Source organism: Nocardioides renjunii, from assembly GCF_034661175.1.
In the GTDB taxonomy this organism is placed as follows: domain Bacteria; phylum Actinomycetota; class Actinomycetes; order Propionibacteriales; family Nocardioidaceae; genus Nocardioides; species Nocardioides renjunii.
Genome location: NZ_CP141058.1, coordinates 1,146,618 through 1,165,556 on the forward strand (window position 1 = coordinate 1,146,618; position 18,939 = coordinate 1,165,556).

The following is an 18,939-nucleotide window of genomic DNA, read 5'->3' on the forward strand; positions in this document are numbered from 1 at the left end:
TCATCCAGTTCTGGACAAGGGTCGAAAGGGCGTCAGCCATGAGAGCAGAACTGTTTCTCCTCGAGCCCGAGGGCGAGGAGTTCGGTTGGCAGGACCGCGCCCTGTGCGCGCAGACGGACCCGGAGGCGTTCTTCCCCGAGAAGGGCGGCTCCACCAGGGAGGCCAAGAAGGTCTGCCTGACGTGCGAGGTCCGCGACGACTGCCTCGAGTACGCCCTGATGAACGACGAGCGCTTCGGCATCTGGGGCGGGCTCTCCGAGCGCGAGCGCCGCAAGCTCAAGAAGCGCGCCGTCTGACCGACCTCCCGGCCGCCCCCTCCGCGGCTTTTTGGCGGTGCCGAGCCCCTCGCTAAGGTGCTCCGGTGTCCGTCACAGCGCTCCTCGTCACCCATGACGGGGCGCGGTGGCTCCCGGCGGTCCTCGCCGGTCTGATCGGGCAGACCCACCCGGTGGACCGCGTCGTGGCCGTCGACACTACGAGCCGCGACGACAGCGTCACCCTCGTCCGCGAGGCGCTCGACCGCGTCGGTCCCGCCGGCCCGCAGGTCGCCCTCGACGTCGTCCCCGGCTCGACGAGCTATCCCGCGGCCGTGCGCCACGGCCTCGGCATGGTGCCGACCGCGGCTGCGGGGGAGGGCCCCGACGAATGGGTGTGGCTGCTCCACGACGACAGCAACCCCGAGCCGACCGCGCTGGCCGCCCTGCTGGCCGCGGCGGACGAGCACCCCGAGGCCGCCGTCCTCGGGCCCAAGCTCCGCGAGTGGCCCTCGCTGCGCCGCCTCCTCGAGGTCGGCCTCACGATCAGCGGCACGGGCCGGCGCGAGACCGGCCTCGAGCGCGGCGAGTACGACCAGGGCCAGCACGACGCCGTGCGCGAGGTCCTCGCGGTCAACACCGCCGGCATGCTCGTACGACGACGCGTCCTCGAGGCGCTCGGCGGCCTCGACGAGGAGCTGCCGATCTTCGGCAACGACATCGACTTCGGCTGGCGCGCCGCCCAGGCCGGCCACCGCACGCTGGTGGTGCCGCAGGCGGTGGTGTTCCACGCGGAGGCTGCACACCGCGGCGTGCGCCGCACCCCGCTCACCGGGCGCCACACCCACTACCAGGAGCGGCGCGCCGCGCTGTTCACCTCGTTGGCCAACGTGTCCTCGCGCGGCTTCGCCTGGCAGTACGTCCGGCTCTTCACGGGCTCGCTGCTGCGGGTGCTCGGCTTCCTCGCCGTGCGCTCGGTGGGGGAGGCGCTCGACGAGCTGGCCGCCGTGCTGTCCGTGCACGGCCGTCCCCGGCACGTGCTCGCCGCCCGGCGCGAACGGGCCCGCCGTCGCGAGGGCGAGCCGTCCGACGTACGCCGCCTGCTGGCGCCGACGTGGCTGCCCTACCGCCACGGCCTCGACTTCGTCACCGACCTGGCCTCCGCCGCGACGAGCCAGGCCGCCGACGTGGCCGAGCGGCGACGGCTGGCCAAGGACCCCCAGGCCTCGACCGGCCGCGAGGAGCGTGGGAGCTCCGCGTCCGCGGGCGAGGACGACGAGGACGCCTACCTCACCGACACGGGGCTGGTCGCCCGGTTCTTCACCAACCCCGTGGCCGTGGTGCTCGTGCTGTTCGGCGTGCTCGCGCTGGTCGCGGGGCGCGAGGCGTTCGGCTCCATCACGGGCGGCGCGCTGTCCCCGGTGCCCTCCGCGGCGGGGGACTGGTGGCGGCTGCACACCGCGACCTGGCACCCGCTCGGCACCGGCACCGACGTCCCCGCCCCGGCCTACGTCCTGCCCTTCGCGGCGGCCGCCTCGGTGCTGCTCGGCCACACCGGCGCGGTGGTCTCCGCGCTGATGCTGCTGGCGGTGCCCGTGGCCGCCTGGGGCGCGTGGCGCCTGCTCAAGGTCGTCGGGCACCTCGTGGACCCGCTCGGACTGCCGCGCTGGCTGGTGGTGTGGGGAGCGCTCACCTACGCGCTGGTGCCGGTCACCTCCGGCGCGTGGAGCGAGGGACGGTTCGGCACGGTCGCCGTGGCGGCGCTCCTGCCGTGGGCCGCCCACGCGGCGCTCGGTTTCGTCGACCCCGACCGCGACCGCCGCTGGCGCGCCGCGTGGCGCACCGCGCTCCTCCTCGCCCTCGGTGCTGCCTTCGTGCCGGGACTGTGGCTCTTCGCCCTGCTCGCCACCGCCGTGGTGCTCGGCGGCGCCGCCGTCATCGCCCCACGGCTCCTGCGGGAGCGGGACAGCTGGGGACCACCGGTGGTGGCGGTCGCGGCGACGCCGGTGCTGCTCGCGCCGTGGCTGGTGCCGCTGCTCACCACGGGGTCCGCGGCGGGCCTGCTCCTGGAGGCCGGCCGGCTGACGGTCGACCGGGTCACCTTCGAGGGCCTGGTCACCGGGCGGCTCAACGACCTCGGGGCGCCGTGGTGGCTCGGCGTGGTGCTCGGCCTGCTGGCCTTCGCCGCGCTCGTGCCGCGGCGTACGCGCGTGCCCGTGGTCATCTGCTGGCTCGTCGCGCTGGCCGCCGCCGTGGTCTCCGGCGCCCTCTCGCACGTGACCCTCGACCTGCCCTCGGTCACCACGCGACCCAGCCTGGGCCTCTTCGTGGTCATCCTGCAGGGCACCTCGGTCGTGGCGGTCGTGCTGGGCGCAGACGCCTACCTGCGCCGCCTCGACGAGCACCACCCGGTCTGGCAGCGCGTGCTGGCCACCGCGCTGGCGGTCGTGGCGGCCGCCGTCCCGCTCGGCGGGCTCGGCTGGTGGCTCACCACCCCCGACAACGCGATGGCCCGCGAGGCCGAGCAGACGGTGCCGGTCTACATGCAGCAGAGCTCGCTCACCGGCGAGGAGCACGGCGTGCTCGTGCTCTCCGGCTCGGTGGAGGACGGCATCACCTACCGGATCCGGCGCGAGGACGGCACCACCGTGGGCGAGGACGAGATCCTGACCCTCGCCGACGAGGACGAGGAGATGACCGAGGAGGTCCGGGCGCTCGTCTCCTCGCCGACCCCCGCCGTGGTCGCCGCGCTCGGCGACCGCGGGGTCGAGTACGTCGTCCTCAGCTCGCCGGCCGACGGCTCGGTGTCGTCCCTCCTCGACGCCACCGCCGGCCTCGAGCAGGCCAGCGCGGAGGACCGCAGCATGCGGGCCTGGCGCGTCGACCGCCCGCTCGACGCCACCACCCTCGACCGGCCGCGGTCCTGGTGGCGCACCGCGCTGATGGTGCTGCAGGGGCTGGCCGTCGTGGTCGCCCTGGTCCTCGCCGCCCCGACCGTGCGGCAGCGCCGCGAGAGGGGGAGCGATGTCTGAGCCCACTCCCGGTCCCGCGCCCGCTCCCACGTCCACCGCGGGCGGCCGGCGTCGCGTCGCCGAGGCGAGCCGCCGCCCGTCGCCGGTGACCCTGCTCGCCGTGCTGATCCCGCTGCTCACGGTGGCGGCGCTCGCCCTGGTCCGGCCCGCGGAGACCCCCGCGACGACCCATGACCCCGCCGGCGCACCGCTCGACCGGTCGACCGCCGTGTGCCCGGCCCGGCTGCCCGGCGCCGACGAGCTGCGCCTCGGCAGCACCGGCCTCGCGTCCGGCAGCCTCACCCTGCGCGTGGGCCGCGAGGAGGACACCGAGGCACTCACCGACGGCGTCGCCTCCCGGCGCGAGCGGTCCGCGGTCGTCGTCGGCGCCACCGGCGACCTCGCCGCGGGCCTCGTCGCCTCGCGCTCGGGCGCCGGGTCGGCCGTCGGCTGCGCCCCGCCGGAGCCGGAGCGCTGGTTCACCGGCCTCGGCGCGTCGGCCGAGCACGCCTCGACCCTCACGCTGGTCAACCCCGACCGGGGACCCGCCGTCGCCGACGTGACGGTGTGGGACGGCAGCGGCGTCGTCGACGTCCCCGCCCTGCGCGGCGTCCGCGTGCCCGGGGGCGGCTCGGCCACCTTCGACCTGTCCGAGGTCGCGCCCAACCGCGACGCTCTCGCGATGCAGGTCCTCGTGTCGCGTGGCCGGCTCGGCGCGAGCGTGGTCGACGTGCTGGACCCCGTCGGCCGCGGCCGCCCGGTGCGCGAGTGGCTGCCCGGCCAGGCCGCGCCCGCCACGACGTCGTACGTCCTCGGCGTCGGGACGACGCCGGCCGACCGCACGCTGACGCTGGCCAACCCGGGCGACTCACAGGTGCGGGTGGCGCTGGAGCTGGTCAGCGAGGAGAGCGAGTTCGCGCCGTCGGGCTTCGAGGAGGTGACCCTGGCGCCGGCGTCGGTCACCGAGGTGGACCTCGGCGGCGTGCTGCGCGGCCGCACGGCCCGCGGCGTGCAGGCGCTGCGGCTGGAGGCGACCGGTCCGGTCACGGCCGCCCTGCGCAACCGCACCGACGGTGACCTCGCGCTCGCCGTGGCGGGTGATGCGGTGGCGAGCGAGACGGCCGTCGCGGTGCCGGCCGGCGCGAAGCGCCTCGTCGTGGCCGGCGCGACCGCAGCGGGCGTCCTCACCCTCCGGGCGTGGGACGAGGACGGCGACCCGGTGGTGCGGGAGCGGCGCGTCGAGCTGGCGCCCGCCACCGCGGCGCGCATCCGGATGCCCGACGAGGCCGTGCTGGCGCAGGTGACGCTCGAGCGGACGGAGGCGGTCGTGTCGCTGGAGGTCAGCGACCGCGGGCTGTCCGTGCTGCCGATGGCGCAGCTGGTCACGACCAGCCAGGTGCCGGACGTACGACCGGCACGGCGCTGAGCCCGGCGCCGGGAGACGTCAGTCGGTGTAGCGCTCGTCGACCTGCCCGGGCGTGAGCCCCAGCAGCTCGGCGAGCTGCTCGACCACGACCGTGTGCACCATTGCCTCGAGCTCGTCACGGCTGGTGGCGCGGTGCTCGATGGGGCGTCGGAAGAGCACCAGCCGGGTCGGGTCGGTGCCCTTGCCGCGCACCAGGGACGACAGCGGCACGGTCTCGTCGCCCCAGTCGTCGGGCAGCATCGGGGCGTCCTCGACGGCGTACTCCACGAGCCCGAGGTGGCGCTGCCAGCGCTCGTCGAGCGGTGTGACGACGTCGAGCACGAGCTGGTCGAAGCGCTGCCGCGCGGTGCGCACGACCGGGGTGCCGGGCTCCGGGGGCAGGATGCCCGGTCCGCGCATCCCGCGACCGCGGCGGTCGCGGGTCCTGCGCCGGGTCCCGGGAGCCTCGGCCGGGGTGCTGACGTCGTCCACGCCGCGAGCCTAAGCGCCGCTCGTGCGTGGGGCGGGTAGCGTCGGCGCCGTGAGTCCTGCCCGTCGTTGTTCGCGTACGGCGTGTGGCCGTGGTGCGGTCAACACGCTGACCTACGTCTACGCCGACCAGACCGCTGTCCTGGGTCCGCTCGCCACCTACGCCGAGCCCCACGCCTACGACCTCTGCGACACCCACAGCGAGCGGCTCTCGGCGCCGCGCGGCTGGGAGGTCATCCGGCTGGCGCCCGACCCGCGCGCCCAGGGTCCGAGCAGCGACGACCTGCTCGCGCTGGCCGACGCCGTCCGCGAGGCGGCCCGCCCGGCTCCCGCGCCGGCACCGCTCCACTCCACCGACGACCCGACCCGGGGCGCGAAGCGCGGGCACCTGCGCGTGCTCACGCCCACTGACTGACCGGTCCACGCACCCCCTAGGATCATCGGCGTGAACATCGACCCGCAGCTGCTGAGCATCATCGTCTGCCCGGCCTGCCACGGCACCCTGGTCGAGGAGGCCGAGGAGCTCGTGTGCCAGGGGTGCGGCAACGCCTACCCCGTGCGCGACGACATCCCCGTGCTCCTGGTCGACGAAGCCCGCAAGCCGGCCTGAGGTCGCGGCCGTGCCGACCTGGTTCGACGAGTCCCGCCTGGACGACCCCGGCGTGCTGGAGTCGGTGGACCTCCGGCTGCGCACGCTCGCCGAGAGCGGGTCGCGGGTGCGCCGCGAGGCGCACGAGGCGGCCACCGCGACCGCCGAGCTGATCGCCCGTGGCCGCGACGGCGAGCGCCCGCGCGCGGTCATCGCCGCCGGTCCCGACTCACGCCTGCTGCGCGCCGTGCTCGAGCCGTGGTGCCCGGTGCCCTTCGTCGCGTGGCCGAGCCCCGGGCTGCCGGGGTGGGCGGGGTCGCTGGACCTCGTCGTCATGCTCGCACCCGAGGGCAACGACCACGGGTCCGCGTCTGCCGTCGCCGAGGCCGTACGCCGCGGCGCGCAGGTCGTCGTGGCCTGCCCGCAGCGGTCCCTCGTCGGCGAGCACGCGGCCGGCCGCGACGTGACCGTGCTGCCGACCGTGACCGGCGACCAGCTCGCCACCGCGGTCGTGATGCTCGACTACCTCGCGCACGTCCACCTCGGCCCGCGGGCCGACGCCGACTCGGTCGCCGAGTCGCTCGACGAGGTGGCCACCAGCTGCTCGCCCCACCGCGACCTCGCGGTGAACCCGGCGAAGATGCTGGCGATCGCCATGGCCGACACCAACCCGCTCGTGTGGGGCGGCTCCGTCCTCGCCGCGCGGGCGGCCCGACGGCTCGCGGAGTCGCTGCGGCGCACCAGCGGGCGGTCCGCGATCGCCGGCGACGCCGAGCACCTCCTGCCCGTCATCGAGGCGACCAGGCCCCAGGACGTGTTCGCCGACCCGTTCGCCGAGGAGGTGGCCGAGATCCGGCCGCTGCTGCTCGTCCTCGACGACCGCGCCGACGACCCGGTCGTGCGCGAGCAGGCCGGCATGCTGAAGGCCGCGGCCGCCCGCCACGGCGTCCGCGTCGAGACGCTCGAGACGGACGCCGACGCCGAGGTCGCGCGCTACGCCTCGCTCCTGCTCACCGGGACCTACGCCGCGGAGTACCTCCGGGTCGGGCTCGTCGACGACTGACGCGGGCGGTCACGAGCCCAGCGGCAGCCGGCAGCCGAAGACCAGCGCGTCGCCGCCGTGGACGTAGGCCGTCCGCTCGACCTCCATGCCCAGCGCGCGGGCCACGCCCTGCGAGGGAGTGTTGTCGGGCCGGACCAGGGCGACGAGGTGCGTCACGCCGTGGGCGGCGGCGCAGTCGCGCACGGCCGTCGCGGCCTCGACGGCGTAGCCACGGCGGCGCAGCGCCGGCAGGACGTGGTAGCCGACCTCGACCTCGGCGGTGCCCTCGACGTCCTGCACGGTCAGCCCGCAGTCGCCGACGAAGACGCCGTCGTGGGTCTCGACGACCCAGAGGCCGAAGTCGTGCGCGGCGTAGTTGCGCTCCTGCCACTCGATCCACCGCACCGCGTCGTCGGGGGTCCGGGCCGGGCGGTCCACGGGCACCGGGTCGGGTGCGGTGAGCAGCGCGGTGACGTCGTCGAGGTCGGCCATCGTCATCGGGCGGAACCGCAGCCGCGCGGTCGGCTCGGGCAGCACGCCTCAGCCCTGCCGGGGGCGGGTGCCCTCGGGCGCCTGCTGGTCGACGTTCGTCCACACCTCGGTCAGCTCGGAGAGCAGGCCGTCGCGCACCGTGGCGAAGCTCGCCACGGCGAACACCAGCTCCCCGCCGGTCCCGCTCGTGCCGACGACCCGCGCGCGCAGCACGCCGCGATCACCGCGGTCGCCACCGGCGACGAGGTCCTCGACGTGCAGGCGCTGGAAGCCGGGGTAGTCCGCGTTGAGCCGCACCCAGCCGTCGCGGTCGAACACCTCGCCGGTGTGCACGAGCCGGCAGGTGAACTCGGGGTGCAGCAGGTCGGGCAAGGCGTCCCAGTCGTGGGCGTCGATGACCTCGGCGAGGCGGGTCAGCAGGGCGGCGGCGTCCATGCCGCCAGTGTGCTGCGGGGGACCGACAGCCGCCTGCGACCGTTGCGGCCCGGAGTGCACGTGCACGTGGAGGTGCCGCGAGTCCTGGTAGGCCCCGAGGTTCGTCAGGACCGCGGCCGCGCCGTGCTCCTCCTCGACCTGCCGCGCCACGCGCTGCACCACCCGCAGCAGCGCGCGTACGTCGGCCTCGTCCTCCGTCGTGACCGTCGTCAGCGACGCGATGTGCCGCTTGGGCACGACCACCACGTGCACGTCCCAGAAGGGCCGGGTGTGGTGGTAGGCCAGCACGAGCCCGTCCTCGTGGACGACGTCGAGCGGCACGGCCCGGGGGATCGCGACGTCGCAGTAGAAGTCGGTGCCGTCGTAGGACTGGGTCATGCCGGGAGGCTCCCACGATCGTCCCCTCGATCGCCCCCTCCACGTCGACACACGAAGACGTACTCCTTGCCCGGACGGTCCGGCGCCTCACGTACGTCGTCCACCTCGAAGCCGTGGGCTCGCAGGTCGTGCTCGACCTCCGAGCGCGGCCGGAAGCGCAGGGTGGAGGTGGAGGTCAGGACGTCGGGTCCGATCGCGGCGGAGCTCTCGAAGCTGACGAGCGGCGGCTCGACCCGCGTCACCGTGCGGGTCACCACGGCCGTACGCCCGTCCTCCAGCCGGACGGACGTCGGCGGCAGGTCCCACGTCTCCCAGTCCCGGGCCTCGGGTCGCCGGGTCTCGAAGACGAACCAGCCACCGGGCCGGAGCGCAGCCGCGACGCTGCGCAGCGTGGCCGCCCAGTCCTCGTCGGAGACGAACACCTGGGCGACGTTGCCCGTCATCACCACCAGGTCGGCGCCGCCCACCCGTCCGTTCAGGTCGGTGGCGTCGCCATGGATCCAGGTCACCCGCTCGGCCTGCGGCTTGCTCCTCGCCACGTCGAGCGACGCCCCGGCCGGGTCGACACCGACGACGTCGAGGCCCAGGGCAGCCAGGCGCACCGCCAGGCTGCCGGTCCCGCACCCGACGTCGACGATCCTCCGGGCCCGCACGTCCTCGACCAGTGCGACGTAGGCGTCGAGGTCCGATCGGTCGTCGTCGAGGACGTCGTGGAGGACGGCTTGGCGCGGGTCGCTGAACGCGGCGTCGGGGTCTCGCATCGTGGGGAACCTACGAGACGGTCGGGTGGTCGTGCACGCGATCTCGCCGAGGGCTGGTCCGCTCGCGGGAGCCGGACGGCGGCGGTGCACCTCAGCGGGAGCTCCACGTGACGCCACACAGCGAGCCGGGCGACGCGCCGACGCGGGCTGGTCGACCCGTGAGCCCGTCGTGACGTTCACGTGCCTGACCGTGTGGAGACGCGCCTGTGGCCCCGCCGTGGTTCAGGTCGGCGGGGTGCGGGGCGGGGTCATGGTCGGCCGGGCGGTGCGGGGTCGTCGGCAGAGCCGTTGATCCGGGTGGTGCCGGTGCGGTCGCGTCGGTAGCGGTGCCCGTGCGGACTCGTCCACTCGTAGACGCCGGGTCCGGTGACGTCGTAGCGCCAGGCCGAATGGGTCTTGAGGCGGTGGTGCCAGCGACACTCCGGGGCGAGGTTCGAGGACACGGTCGGCCCCGGCTGGGGACGGCCCTCGGTGTCGGCTTCGTGGTCGTACGGGACGACGTGGTCGATGTCGCAGCCCCGGGCGGGTCGGGTGCACCACGGGAACACACAGGTGCGGTCGCGCAGGATCACCTGTTCGCGGATCCGGTCGGGGATGTCGTAGCCGGGTGCGGTGAGCTCGGCGGTGAGGTCGATGACCGGCTTGACGGTCACCTTGGTGCGAGAGTCGCGGCACCAGTCCTTGACCTGCTCGAGCAGCACCAGCCGTTGCCCCTCCTCGAGGCGGCCGGTGGGTCCGAACACGGTGTCCAGCCCGTCGAGCCGGTCGTGCCCGTCGAGGCTGGCCGGGAAGTGGGCGTGCAGCACTACCTCACGCGCAACCGGCAACCCGTCCTCGCCCGTGGCGGCGGTCGAGCCCTGAGCGTGGAGGTCGAGGGCGGTCTGGGTGCGGGCCAGGTCGCCCAGCGCAGCCGACCGGCGGGCGTGCAAGGGTGCTGCCGAGCCGAGGGCCTTCAGCGTCTCGGCGCCGTGGGCGAGGGCCCGGTCGAGGTCGAGGGCGTCGGCGATGTCGAGCTCGGCCTCGAACCGCATGGTCCCGGCGTAATGCACGTCCTGGTCGTGCACCGTCGCGTGGCGCGGGTCGACGTGCTGCCACCCGTCCTCGGGATCAGTCGCGGGGTCGTGGGTGTCGAGGTGGTGGCGCTTGATGGTCTCGGCGACAAGGCGGTCGAGCTGCGCGGGTCCGACCCGGCCGGCGACGGCCGCGACCTGGGTGTCGACCCACCGCGCCGCCTCGACGGTGAGGGACGGGGTGGCGTGGATCGTGGCCTCCGCGACGGTCCGAGCCCGCCAGGCCGGCACCGCACCGGCGTGGACCTGCGCCCACAGCCGAGGCAGGCGGTGCCGCAGCTCGAGCGCGTGCCCGATGAGCCGCTTCGCTGCGGTAGAGGAGATGCCGAGGACGGTGCCGAGCTCGGCGATGCAGAACTCCGCCACCGCCGGGCAACCCTCGCCGGCGATCGGCTCCTCGTGCTCGAGGCCGTAGCGGCCACCGTCGCCGAAGGTAGCGGCGGTGTGGATCGACTCCGGCGGGTGCAGGTCGGCCCAGCGGGCGGCCACCTCCAGCACGTCCGCTGCCGCGCGGTGCTCGGCGGCCTTGCGGTCGCGGGCGAGCGCCAGCAGCGCGGAGGCCGAGAGGGCCTCGACCTCTGCTCCGGGTGCCGCTGCCAGCGTCTCGATCATGTGTTCGATTCTACGGACGACCACCGACAGCGGACAGTGCTTGCGCAAGCCGATGGAAGGGTCTCGATACGCCTCGTTCCTCGGCTACTCGACCACCGAGGGCAGGTGGCCTCGATACGCCGGGCTCGTGCCTCGCTCGGCTGCTAGACCCGCAGAGCTGCCGCCTGCTCCACTTCGCCAGCCCACCCCCGATCCGCTATACCTCCAGCATGCCGCCAGCCGCCCCGCTCCTCCGCGAGATGCGTCCCGAGGACGTCCCGGCGGTGCTCGCGGGCCAGGAGCCGGCGGCGGTGGCTGGGCTGTCGGAGGTGTTCCCGCAGGACCTCCACCCGTTCCCACGGCAGACGATCGCGGACCGCTGGCTCGCCGAGATCGAGGATGCCGCCACGTCCTGCTTCGTCATCGTCCGGCACGACCGGGTCGTCGGGTTCGCGGCCGTACGCGGCGACGAGGTCGTGCACTTCGGCGTCGAGGTCGAGCAGTGGGGGACAGGTGTCGCGGCCGCGGCGCAGGACGAGCTGCTCGAGGTGATGCGGGCGGGCGGTGTGCAGCGTCCCTGGCTGCGGGTCTACGCGGGCAATGCCCGGGGTCGGCGGTTCTGGGAGAAGCTCGGCTGGCGCCCGACCGGGGAGCGCGGCCGCGGCACCCTGCCGCCGTACGCGGAGCTCCTCACCTACGAGCTCGCCGGCTGAGCGGCTCAGCGCGCGGCAGCCAACAAGCCCAGCACGTCGTCGGTCGAGCGGACGTCGCCGTAGGACCGGTGCACGACGTGCAGCGTGGCGTTGTGGTCCCGGTCGCGCATCGCCGCGCACGCGTCGGCGACGAGGATGACCCGCAGGCCCGCCGAGCTCGCGCCCCTGACGGTGTCCTCGACGCAGACGTTGGTGACGGTGCCGGTCACGACCACCGTGTCGATCCCGCTGGTCGTGAGCAGCTCGGGCAGCACCGAGCCGGGGGACCAGGCGCCCCGCATGGTCTTCGCCACGGCGAGGTCGGACGCGTCGACGTCGAGGCCGTCGTGCAGTCGCGAGGCCACCGGTCCCTCGCCGCCAGAGCGCGCGTAGGCCTCGGCCACCTCGTCGCCGAAGAACTCGCGGTCCTTCGCCGTCGGCTCGGTGTAGCCGGGCACCACCCACGCCACCACGCCGCCGGCGCCACGCAGGGCCGCCGCCAGGGCGTTGACGCGGGGCACGATGCCGCGCACGTACGCCGACTCGCGCACGAAGAACGGCACGATGTCCACGACGACGAGCGCGGTTCGACGCGCGTCGAGGTGCTCGTACGCGTGCCGCCGGCCCCGGCGGGCCTCGTGCCGCGCGTACTCGCGCTCCTCGACGAGCCAGGCGTGGTCGGCGACGTCGTCGAGGTCCGGTGGCGGGGTCACCGGGCGAGGCTATTGCCGCCGATGGTGGGCTGGGTCGCGCATCGAGACCCCCGACATGGGCACGGAGTGTGGCAGACGCGGCGCCGATAGGCTGCAGCACGACCTGTTGGACCCCACCCGACCCACGACCCGAAGGATCGCCCATGGCCGGCGGACTGTTCGCCCTCCTCGACGACGTCGCCGCACTCGCGCGCATCGCCGCCGCCAGCGTGGACGACGTGGGTGCCGCCGCGGCCCGCGCGAGCGCCAAGGCCGCCGGCGTCGTGGTCGACGACACGGCCGTGACGCCGCAGTACCTCCACGGGTCCGCCGCCGCCCGCGAGCTGCCGATCATCAAGAAGATCGCGATCGGCTCGCTGCGCAACAAGCTGCTCTTCATCCTCCCGGCCGCCGTGCTGCTGGGGCAGTTCCTGCCCTGGCTGCTCCCGGTGATCCTCATCTTCGGTGGTGGGTTCCTCGCCTACGAGGGCGCCCACAAGGTCTACGAACGCGTGACCGGCCACGCGACGGAGGCCGAGGAGGACATCGCCCCGCACGGCGAGCTGACCCCCGAGCACGAGGCCCGCACCATCTCGCAGGCCATCCGCACCGACTTCATCCTCAGCGCCGAGATCATGGTCATCGCGCTCAAGGAGGTGGTGAGCTCCGACCCCGACGCGAGCATCTGGATGCGCGCCATCGTGCTGGGCGTGGTGGCGGTCCTGATCACCGTCCTCGTCTACGGCGTCGTCGCGCTGATCGTGAAGATGGACGACGTCGGCCTCCACCTCGCCGAGAAGCCGTCCAAGGGCTCGCAGCGCGTCGGGCTGGCGCTCGTCTCCGCGATGCCCCGCCTGCTCGCCGCGATCTCCTTCATCGGCACCCTCGCCATGCTCTGGGTCGGCGGCCACATCTTCCTCATCAGCCTCTACGAGATCGGCGGCCACGACGGCCTCCTCGAGGGCACCGCGGTCGGCGACGCCCTGCACGCGCCGTACGACCTCCTGCACCACTGGGAGGAGGACGTGCACCACGCCATCGGCGGGGCGCTCGGCGGCCTGGTCGGGTGGCTGCTCAACACGGTCGTCTCCGCCCTCGTCGGACTGTTCGTCGGTGGCATCGTCCTGGCGGTCCTCCACGCCTTCGGGATCGGCGGCGGCCACGGGTCGGAGCACGGGTCGGAGCACGCGTCCGAGAACGGGGCCGAGAACGGGGCCGAGCACGGGGCCGAGCACGGGGCCGAGCACGGGGCGGACCACACCGATGAGCACGCCGACGAGCACGCCGGTGAGCAGCCCGGAGGGGCGACCGCCGAGGATTCCCCGAATCGCTGAGCCCGGTCCTACGCTCTTCTGGTCCGCGCGGGAGATCCCGACGATGCACAGATGTGCGGCGCAGACGGCCTCCACCGAATCCGGGAGACAACCACATGGACTTCAAGGTCGCTGACCTCACCCTCGCCGCCTACGGCCGCAAGGAGATCGAGCTCGCCGAGCACGAGATGCCCGGCCTCATGGCCATGCGCGAGCGCTACGGCAAGGACCAGCCCCTCAAGGGCGCCCGCGTCGCCGGCTCGCTGCACATGACGATCCAGACCGCCGTGCTCATCGAGACCCTCGTGCACCTCGGTGCCGACGTCCGCTGGGCCACGTGCAACATCTTCTCGACGCAGGACCACGCCGCCGCGGCCGTGGTCGTGGGCCGCGACGGCACCGCCGACGCCCCGCAGGGCACGCCCGTCTTCGCCTGGAAGGGCGAGTCGCTGGCCGAGTACTGGGACGAGGCCGAGAAGGTCTTCGACTTCACCGACGCCGACGGCAACGTCATCGGCCCCAACGTCCTCCTCGACGACGGTGGCGACATCACGATGCTGCTGCACCTCGGCGTCGAGTTCGAGAAGACCGGCGTCGTGCCGTCGCAGGACAGCACCGACAACGAGGAGTTCAAGGAGGTGCTGCGCGTGCTGGCCCGCTCCGTCGAGAGCAAGCCGCAGCACTGGACCGAGATCTCGAAGGGCATCAGGGGCGTCTCCGAGGAGACCACCACCGGCGTCCTCCGCCTCTACGACCGCTTCCGCGAGGGCACGCTGCTCTTCCCGGCGATCAACGTCAACGACTCGGTCACCAAGTCCAAGTTCGACAACAAGTACGGCTGCCGCCACTCGCTGATCGACGGCCTCAACCGTGCCACCGACGTGATGATCGGCGGCAAGGTCGCCGTCGTCTGCGGCTACGGCGACGTGGGCAAGGGCTCCGCGGAGTCGCTGCGCGGCCAGGGTGCTCGCGTCATCGTCACCGAGATCGACCCGATCTGCGCGCTGCAGGCGGCCATGGACGGCTACGAGGTCAAGCGCCTCGAGTCCGTCGTGGAGACGGCCGACATCTTCATCACCACGACCGGCAACTTCGACATCATCACCGTCGAACACTTCCACAAGATGAAGCACCAGGCGATCGTCGGCAACATCGGTCACTTCGACAACGAGATCAACATGGCGGGCCTCGCCAGGATCCCCGGCATCGTCAAGGACGAGATCAAGCCGCAGGTCCACCAGTGGATCTTCCCAGCGACCGAGGACAAGCCGAGCAAGAAGATCATCGTGCTGTCCGAGGGCCGCCTGCTGAACCTGGGCAACGCCACCGGCCACCCGTCGTTCGTGATGTCGAACTCCTTCACCAACCAGGTGCTGGCGCAGATCGAGCTGTTCACCAAGGCCGACGAGTACGAGCTCGGTGTCCACGTCCTGCCCAAGCACCTCGACGAGGAGGTGGCCCGCCTGCACCTCGACGCCCTCGGTGTCGAGCTGACCGAGCTCACCAAGGAGCAGGCCGCCTACCTCGGCGTCGACGTGGAGGGTCCCTACAAGTCGGACCACTACCGCTACTGACCAGTTGCGTACGGCCTCCGGTCGCGGGGGCTGTCCCTACACTGGCGCCATGAACGACCTCGCCGAACCCGCGCGCGGCAGCGTGCTCGTCGTCGACGACGACGCCTCCCTGGCGGAGATGCTCTCCATCGTCCTCCGCCAGGAGGGGTTCGACAGCCGGATCGTGGGCCGCGGTGACGTGGCCCTGGATGCGTTCCGGGACTACAAGCCCGACCTGGTCCTCCTCGACCTGATGCTGCCCGGCAAGGACGGCATCGACGTCTGCAAGGAGATCCGCGCCGAGTCGGGCGTGCCGATCGTGATGCTCACGGCGAAGGGCGACACCATCGACGTGGTCGTCGGCCTCGAGTCCGGGGCCGACGACTACATCGTCAAGCCCTTCAAGCCCAAGGAGCTCGTCGCCCGGATCCGCGCCCGCATGCGGCGCAACGACGTCACGCTGGACGAGGGCCTCACGATCGGCGACATCGCCATCGACGTCGCAGGCCACTCCGTCACCCGCGCCGGTGCCCCGATCAACCTGACGCCGCTCGAGTTCGACCTGCTCGTGTGCCTGGCGCGCAAGCCGTGGCAGGTCTTCACCCGCGAGGTGCTGCTCGAGCAGGTCTGGGGCTACCGGCACAGCGCCGACACCCGGCTGGTCAACGTGCACGTCCAGCGACTGCGCTCCAAGGTCGAGCACGACCCGGAGAACCCCGAGGTCGTGGTGACCGTGCGCGGCGTCGGCTACAAGGCCGGCAAGTCCTGACGGACCAGAGGACACCATGACCAGCCCAGCGGGCTCCTCGGGGCCCCGACGCCTCCTCGACCGCGTGCCGGCGGTGCTGCGCCACGGCCCCGCCTTCTGGCGGCGCTCGGTGCAGGCGCGGGTCGTGGTCAGCACGGTGCTCCTCTCGGCCGCCGTCGTCGGGGTGGTCGGCTGGTTCCTCATCCAGCAGACGCGCGACGGGCTCCTGGAGAACCGGGTCGACGCGGTGGTCCAGGAGGCCGAGAGCGAGACCGAGACGGCGCGCGCGGCGCTGGCCGCGATCCCCGTCCTCGACGCCGACGAGTCGGCCCAGCAGCAGGCCCTCGTCGAGCTCATCCAGGCGCGCGGCGCGACCCGCGGCTTCGGTGTCGTCCTGTCGCCGCCGATCAGCGAGGGCGTCCGGCTCGCCGACGGCGGCGCCAAGTTCACCGAGGGCCTCGAGCTGGCGAGCGTCCCGGAGACGATGGAGGCGCGCTTCGACTCGGTGAGGCCGACCGCCTGGACCTTCACCGACATCAGGACCTCGCGGGAGGTGACCGGCCTGCCGGAGGGGCCCGGCATCGTGGTCGGCAGCCAGGTGCGGCTGCCGGCGGACGACAACGCCTACACGCTCTACTACCTCTACCCGCTCGCCGAGCAGCAGGAGACCCTCGCGCTCGTCTCCCGCGCGATGCTCGTCGCGGCCGTCCCGCTGCTGCTCCTCATCGCCGGCCTCACCTGGCTGGTCACCCGCCAGGTGGTCACCCCGATCCGGATGGCGCGCCGCGTGGCCGAGCGGCTCGCGGCGGGCCAGCTCCAGGAGCGCCTGCGCGTGCGCGGCGAGGACGACCTGGCCCGGTTGGCGACGTCGTTCAACCAGATGGCCTCCAACCTGCAGAAGCAGATCCGCCAGCTCGAGGAGCTCAGCCGCCTCCAGCGCCGGTTCGTCTCCGACGTCTCCCACGAGCTGCGCACGCCGATCACGACGGTGCGGATGGCCAGCGACGTCATCCACGACGCCAAGCCGTTCCTCGACCCGGTCACCGGCCGGGCGGCCGAGCTGCTCCAGAAGGAGCTCGACCGCTTCGAGACGCTCCTGGCCGACCTCCTGGAGATCAGCCGCTTCGACGCCGGCGCCGCCGTGCTCGAGGCCGAGGACGTCGACCTCGTGGACGTCGCCCGACGGGTCGTCGACATGACGTCCGTCCTCGCCGCCCAGCGCGACACCCGCGTCGTGCTGCACGACCCCGGCACGCCCTGCGTCGCCGAGGCCGACGTACGCCGCGTGGAGCGGGTCGTGCGCAACCTGGTCACCAACGCCATCGACCACGCCGAGAGCCGCGACGTGGAGATCTTCGTCGGCTCCGACCGCCGCTCGGCCGCGATCGCGGTCCGCGACCACGGCGTCGGGCTGGGGCCCGGCGAGTCCGCCATGGTCTTCAACCGGTTCTGGCGCGCCGACCCCGCCCGGGCCCGCACCAGCGGCGGCACCGGTCTCGGCCTGTCCATCTCGCTGGAGGACACCCACCTGCACGGCGGCTGGCTCCAGGCGTGGGGACGCCCGGGCGAGGGTGCGCAGTTCCGGCTGACCCTGCCCCGCACCCTCGGCACCCAGCTGCGCCACTCTCCGCTCCCGCTGGTCCCCGACGACGCCCGGGAGACCGCATGACGACGCGCCCCACGACCCGCTCGCGGTCCGTCGTGAACGCCCTGGTGGCGGTGGTGACGTGCGCCCTGCTGGCGGCGTGCGTCCAGATGCCCACGTCGGGCCCGGTCGTGGAGCCGCCGGTCACCACCGGCGCCGACGACGTGCCCGGCATCTCCTTCGACCCGCGCCCCCCGCAGGCCGGCGACTCGCCGGTCGACATCGTGTCCGGGTTCCTCGAGGCGATGAAGGCGACGCCGATCAGCCAGACGGTCGCCCTCCAGTTCCTCTCCCGCGAGGCGGCCGAGACCTGGGCGCCGGAGCAGCAGGTCATGACGTACTCCGACCTCGGCACCGTCGTGGGCGACATGACGGTCCAGGTGCCGCTGGCCGACGTGAGCCTCTACGACGCCCGCGGTGCCTGGCAGCGCATCCAGCCCGCCGGCCAGCTGGTCCTCGGGATGGTGCAGGAGGACGGTGAGTGGCGCATCAGCGAGGTGCCCAACGCGCTGATCGTGCCGGACTCGTGGTTCGACGACTGGTACCAGCGCGTCTCCCTCTACTACTTCGACCCCTCGGCGCAGGTGCTGGTGCCGGAGCCGGTCCACGTGCCGCGCGGCGAGCAGCTCGCCTCCTCGCTGGTGCGGGGCCTGCTCACGCCGCCCAGCGGTGAGCTGCAGGACGTCGCGGTCACCTACTTCCCACCCGACACCGACCTCGAGCTCTCCGTCCCCATCGAGTCCGGGATCGCCCAGGTGGCCCTCTCGGGGGATCCCGACGCCGTCGACGCGACCACCGCCGACCTCATGCGCGCCCAGCTGGCCTGGACGCTCCGCCAGGAGGAGCGGATCAACGCCGTGCAGCTCAGCATCGGCGACCGGGCGTTCAACGGCTCGGGGGGATCGACCCAGGTCCGGCTCAACGTCGGCAGCGCCTACGACCCCACCGGCGACCCGAGGAGCCCCGACCTCTTCGCCCTCGGATGGAACCGCGTCGTGTCCGGCACCATCGGCGCGTTCGAGGAGACCTCCGGCCCGCTCGGCCAGCCGGGCTACGCCCTGCGCGGCATCGGGGTCAGCATCGACGGGTCGCGCGTGGCGGCGGTCTCCAGGACGGGCTCGGACCTCTTCGTCGCGCCGACCGAGTCGCCCACGGGTGAGGTGACCCGGCCGGTGGTGGGCGGGGTGGACCTGGCGGATCCCCACTGGGACGTCCGCGACCGGACGTGGGTCCTCGACCGCAACGCGGGCCGGGCCAGGGTCATCGTCGTCGTGGACGGCTCCGCCCGCATCGTCGCCGTGCCCGGCATCAGCGGCCGGGCCGTGACCGACCTGCTCGTCTCGCGCGACGGCACCCGGCTGGTCGCGCTCGTGCGCGGGCGCACGAGCGACCAGGTCGTCTCGTCGCGGGTCCGCCACGACCCGTCCGGCGCGATCCTCGGCTTCTCCTCGCTCCGCACGCTGTGGCTGCCGGACGAGGGCAGCCCCCGCATCCGCGACATCGCCTGGCGCAGCACGACCGCCATCTCGGTGCTGAGGGACATCACGGCCGGCTCCCAGGTCAACACCATCTCCGTCGACGGCGCGCCGGGGGAGATCACGACCGGCGGCAACACCCGCCTGCGCGGTCCCAACCGGCTCCTCGTCTCCTCCCCGGTGGAGGGCGGCGAGGTCTACGCACTCGCCGGTCGAGCCGTCCTGAGCCTGACCACGCCGGAGCGCGCGGTGCCCGACCTGCCGCGCGGCCTCACGTCCCTGACCTACGTGGGCTGACCGCCCT

Annotated in this window: 18 protein-coding genes; 12 read left to right on the plus strand and 6 right to left on the minus strand. The window is 73.6% G+C overall.

Going from position 1 to position 18,939, the window contains the following annotated elements:
• Window positions 1-38 precede the first annotated feature (38 nt).
• The 3 genes from SHK17_RS05425 (at window position 39) to SHK17_RS05435 (ending at window position 4,691) form a co-directional block, all read left to right on the plus strand.
• Window positions 39-296 carry a WhiB family transcriptional regulator gene (locus SHK17_RS05425; protein WP_056605988.1) on the plus strand — a complete coding sequence of 86 codons (258 nt, stop codon included), beginning with the start codon at window positions 39-41 and terminating at the stop codon, window positions 294-296.
• A gap of 65 nt (window positions 297-361) precedes the next feature.
• Window positions 362-3,286, plus strand: coding sequence for a glycosyltransferase family 2 protein (locus SHK17_RS05430; protein ID WP_322921345.1), 2,925 nt, complete (start codon window positions 362-364; stop codon window positions 3,284-3,286).
• Window positions 3,279-4,691: a DUF5719 family protein gene (locus SHK17_RS05435; protein ID WP_322921347.1), complete on the plus strand. Its 1,413-nt coding sequence runs from the start codon at window positions 3,279-3,281 to the stop codon at window positions 4,689-4,691. Before SHK17_RS05430 ends, SHK17_RS05435 begins: the two co-directional genes overlap by 8 nt.
• Window positions 4,692-4,709: 18 nt before the next feature.
• Here the strand turns inward: SHK17_RS05435 and SHK17_RS05440 are convergent, their stop codons facing one another.
• A complete protein-coding gene (locus SHK17_RS05440) occupies window positions 4,710-5,162 on the minus strand; it encodes a metallopeptidase family protein (protein ID WP_322424749.1) in 453 nt (150 codons plus the stop codon).
• A gap of 49 nt (window positions 5,163-5,211) precedes the next feature.
• Here SHK17_RS05440 and SHK17_RS05445 point away from each other — a divergent pair, with 49 nt between their 5' ends.
• Genes SHK17_RS05445 through SHK17_RS05455 form a run of 3 tightly spaced genes read left to right on the plus strand, consistent with a single transcriptional unit; the run spans window position 5,212 to window position 6,811 of the window.
• The gene (locus tag SHK17_RS05445; protein WP_172270403.1) at window positions 5,212-5,574 is read left to right on the plus strand and encodes a DUF3499 family protein; all 363 of its coding nucleotides are present in this window, start codon (window positions 5,212-5,214) and stop codon (window positions 5,572-5,574) included.
• 30 nt (window positions 5,575-5,604) lie between these two features.
• A complete protein-coding gene (locus SHK17_RS05450; RefSeq protein WP_172270405.1) occupies window positions 5,605-5,769 on the plus strand; it encodes a Trm112 family protein in 165 nt (54 codons plus the stop codon).
• A 10-nt stretch (window positions 5,770-5,779) separates the two neighbouring features.
• Window positions 5,780-6,811 (plus strand): SIS domain-containing protein, encoded by a 1,032-nt coding sequence (locus SHK17_RS05455; protein WP_172270407.1) that lies wholly within the window; start codon window positions 5,780-5,782, stop codon window positions 6,809-6,811.
• Window positions 6,812-6,820: 9 nt separating this feature from the next.
• Here the strand turns inward: SHK17_RS05455 and SHK17_RS05460 are convergent, their stop codons facing one another.
• The 4 genes from SHK17_RS05460 to SHK17_RS05475 form a co-directional block, all read right to left on the minus strand.
• Window positions 6,821-7,327, minus strand: a complete 507-nt coding sequence (locus SHK17_RS05460) for a GNAT family N-acetyltransferase (RefSeq protein ID WP_322921350.1) — start codon at window positions 7,325-7,327, stop codon at window positions 6,821-6,823.
• Window positions 7,328-7,330: 3 nt separating this feature from the next.
• On the minus strand, window positions 7,331-8,095 hold the full coding sequence (locus SHK17_RS05465) for an HIT domain-containing protein (RefSeq protein ID WP_322921352.1): 765 nt from the start codon (window positions 8,093-8,095) through the stop codon (window positions 7,331-7,333).
• On the minus strand, window positions 8,092-8,856 hold the full coding sequence (locus SHK17_RS05470) for a class I SAM-dependent methyltransferase (protein WP_322921354.1): 765 nt from the start codon (window positions 8,854-8,856) through the stop codon (window positions 8,092-8,094). Before SHK17_RS05470 ends, SHK17_RS05465 begins: the two co-directional genes overlap by 4 nt.
• A 248-nt stretch (window positions 8,857-9,104) precedes the next feature.
• Window positions 9,105-10,538: an HNH endonuclease signature motif containing protein gene (locus SHK17_RS05475; protein WP_322921356.1), complete on the minus strand. Its 1,434-nt coding sequence runs from the start codon at window positions 10,536-10,538 to the stop codon at window positions 9,105-9,107.
• A 209-nt stretch (window positions 10,539-10,747) separates the two neighbouring features.
• Here SHK17_RS05475 and SHK17_RS05480 point away from each other — a divergent pair, with 209 nt between their 5' ends.
• Window positions 10,748-11,230: a GNAT family N-acetyltransferase gene (locus SHK17_RS05480; RefSeq protein ID WP_322921358.1), complete on the plus strand. Its 483-nt coding sequence runs from the start codon at window positions 10,748-10,750 to the stop codon at window positions 11,228-11,230.
• A gap of 5 nt (window positions 11,231-11,235) precedes the next feature.
• Here SHK17_RS05480 and SHK17_RS05485 read toward each other — a convergent pair whose 3' ends face one another.
• On the minus strand, window positions 11,236-11,922 hold the full coding sequence (locus SHK17_RS05485) for an isochorismatase family protein (RefSeq protein WP_322921360.1): 687 nt from the start codon (window positions 11,920-11,922) through the stop codon (window positions 11,236-11,238).
• Between the two features lie 143 nt (window positions 11,923-12,065).
• Here SHK17_RS05485 and SHK17_RS05490 point away from each other — a divergent pair, with 143 nt between their 5' ends.
• The 5 genes from SHK17_RS05490 (at window position 12,066) to SHK17_RS05510 (ending at window position 18,932) form a co-directional block, all read left to right on the plus strand.
• Window positions 12,066-13,235 (plus strand): DUF808 domain-containing protein, encoded by a 1,170-nt coding sequence (locus tag SHK17_RS05490; RefSeq protein WP_322921362.1) that lies wholly within the window; start codon window positions 12,066-12,068, stop codon window positions 13,233-13,235.
• A 95-nt stretch (window positions 13,236-13,330) separates the two neighbouring features.
• Window positions 13,331-14,788 carry an adenosylhomocysteinase gene (gene ahcY / locus SHK17_RS05495; protein WP_172270419.1) on the plus strand — a complete coding sequence of 486 codons (1,458 nt, stop codon included), beginning with the start codon at window positions 13,331-13,333 and terminating at the stop codon, window positions 14,786-14,788.
• A gap of 49 nt (window positions 14,789-14,837) precedes the next feature.
• Complete coding sequence (gene mtrA, locus SHK17_RS05500; RefSeq protein ID WP_172270421.1) at window positions 14,838-15,536, plus strand: MtrAB system response regulator MtrA; 699 nt, start codon at window positions 14,838-14,840, stop codon at window positions 15,534-15,536.
• A 16-nt stretch (window positions 15,537-15,552) separates the two neighbouring features.
• Entirely contained in the window at window positions 15,553-17,184 is a 1,632-nt protein-coding gene (mtrB, locus tag SHK17_RS05505; protein ID WP_172270423.1) for an MtrAB system histidine kinase MtrB, read from the plus strand.
• Window positions 17,181-18,932 carry an LpqB family beta-propeller domain-containing protein gene (locus tag SHK17_RS05510; RefSeq protein ID WP_322921365.1) on the plus strand — a complete coding sequence of 584 codons (1,752 nt, stop codon included), beginning with the start codon at window positions 17,181-17,183 and terminating at the stop codon, window positions 18,930-18,932. The genes mtrB and SHK17_RS05510 overlap by 4 nt, the downstream gene beginning before the upstream one ends.
• Window positions 18,933-18,939 lie beyond the last annotated feature (7 nt).

Coding starts and splice junctions, on each gene's coding strand:
- mtrB (WP_172270423.1), top strand. CDS start 15,553: ATGACCAGCCCAGCGGGCTCCTCGGGGCCCCGACGCCTCCTCGACCGC.
- mtrA (WP_172270421.1), top strand. CDS start 14,838: ATGAACGACCTCGCCGAACCCGCGCGCGGCAGCGTGCTCGTCGTCGAC.
- ahcY (WP_172270419.1), top strand. CDS start 13,331: ATGGACTTCAAGGTCGCTGACCTCACCCTCGCCGCCTACGGCCGCAAG.
- SHK17_RS05465 (WP_322921352.1), bottom strand. CDS start 8,095: ATGACCCAGTCCTACGACGGCACCGACTTCTACTGCGACGTCGCGATC.
- SHK17_RS05480 (WP_322921358.1), top strand. CDS start 10,748: ATGCCGCCAGCCGCCCCGCTCCTCCGCGAGATGCGTCCCGAGGACGTC.
- SHK17_RS05435 (WP_322921347.1), top strand. CDS start 3,279: ATGTCTGAGCCCACTCCCGGTCCCGCGCCCGCTCCCACGTCCACCGCG.
- SHK17_RS05490 (WP_322921362.1), top strand. CDS start 12,066: ATGGCCGGCGGACTGTTCGCCCTCCTCGACGACGTCGCCGCACTCGCG.
- SHK17_RS05470 (WP_322921354.1), bottom strand. CDS start 8,856: ATGCGAGACCCCGACGCCGCGTTCAGCGACCCGCGCCAAGCCGTCCTC.
- SHK17_RS05425 (WP_056605988.1), top strand. CDS start 39: ATGAGAGCAGAACTGTTTCTCCTCGAGCCCGAGGGCGAGGAGTTCGGT.
- SHK17_RS05510 (WP_322921365.1), top strand. CDS start 17,181: ATGACGACGCGCCCCACGACCCGCTCGCGGTCCGTCGTGAACGCCCTG.
- SHK17_RS05475 (WP_322921356.1), bottom strand. CDS start 10,538: ATGATCGAGACGCTGGCAGCGGCACCCGGAGCAGAGGTCGAGGCCCTC.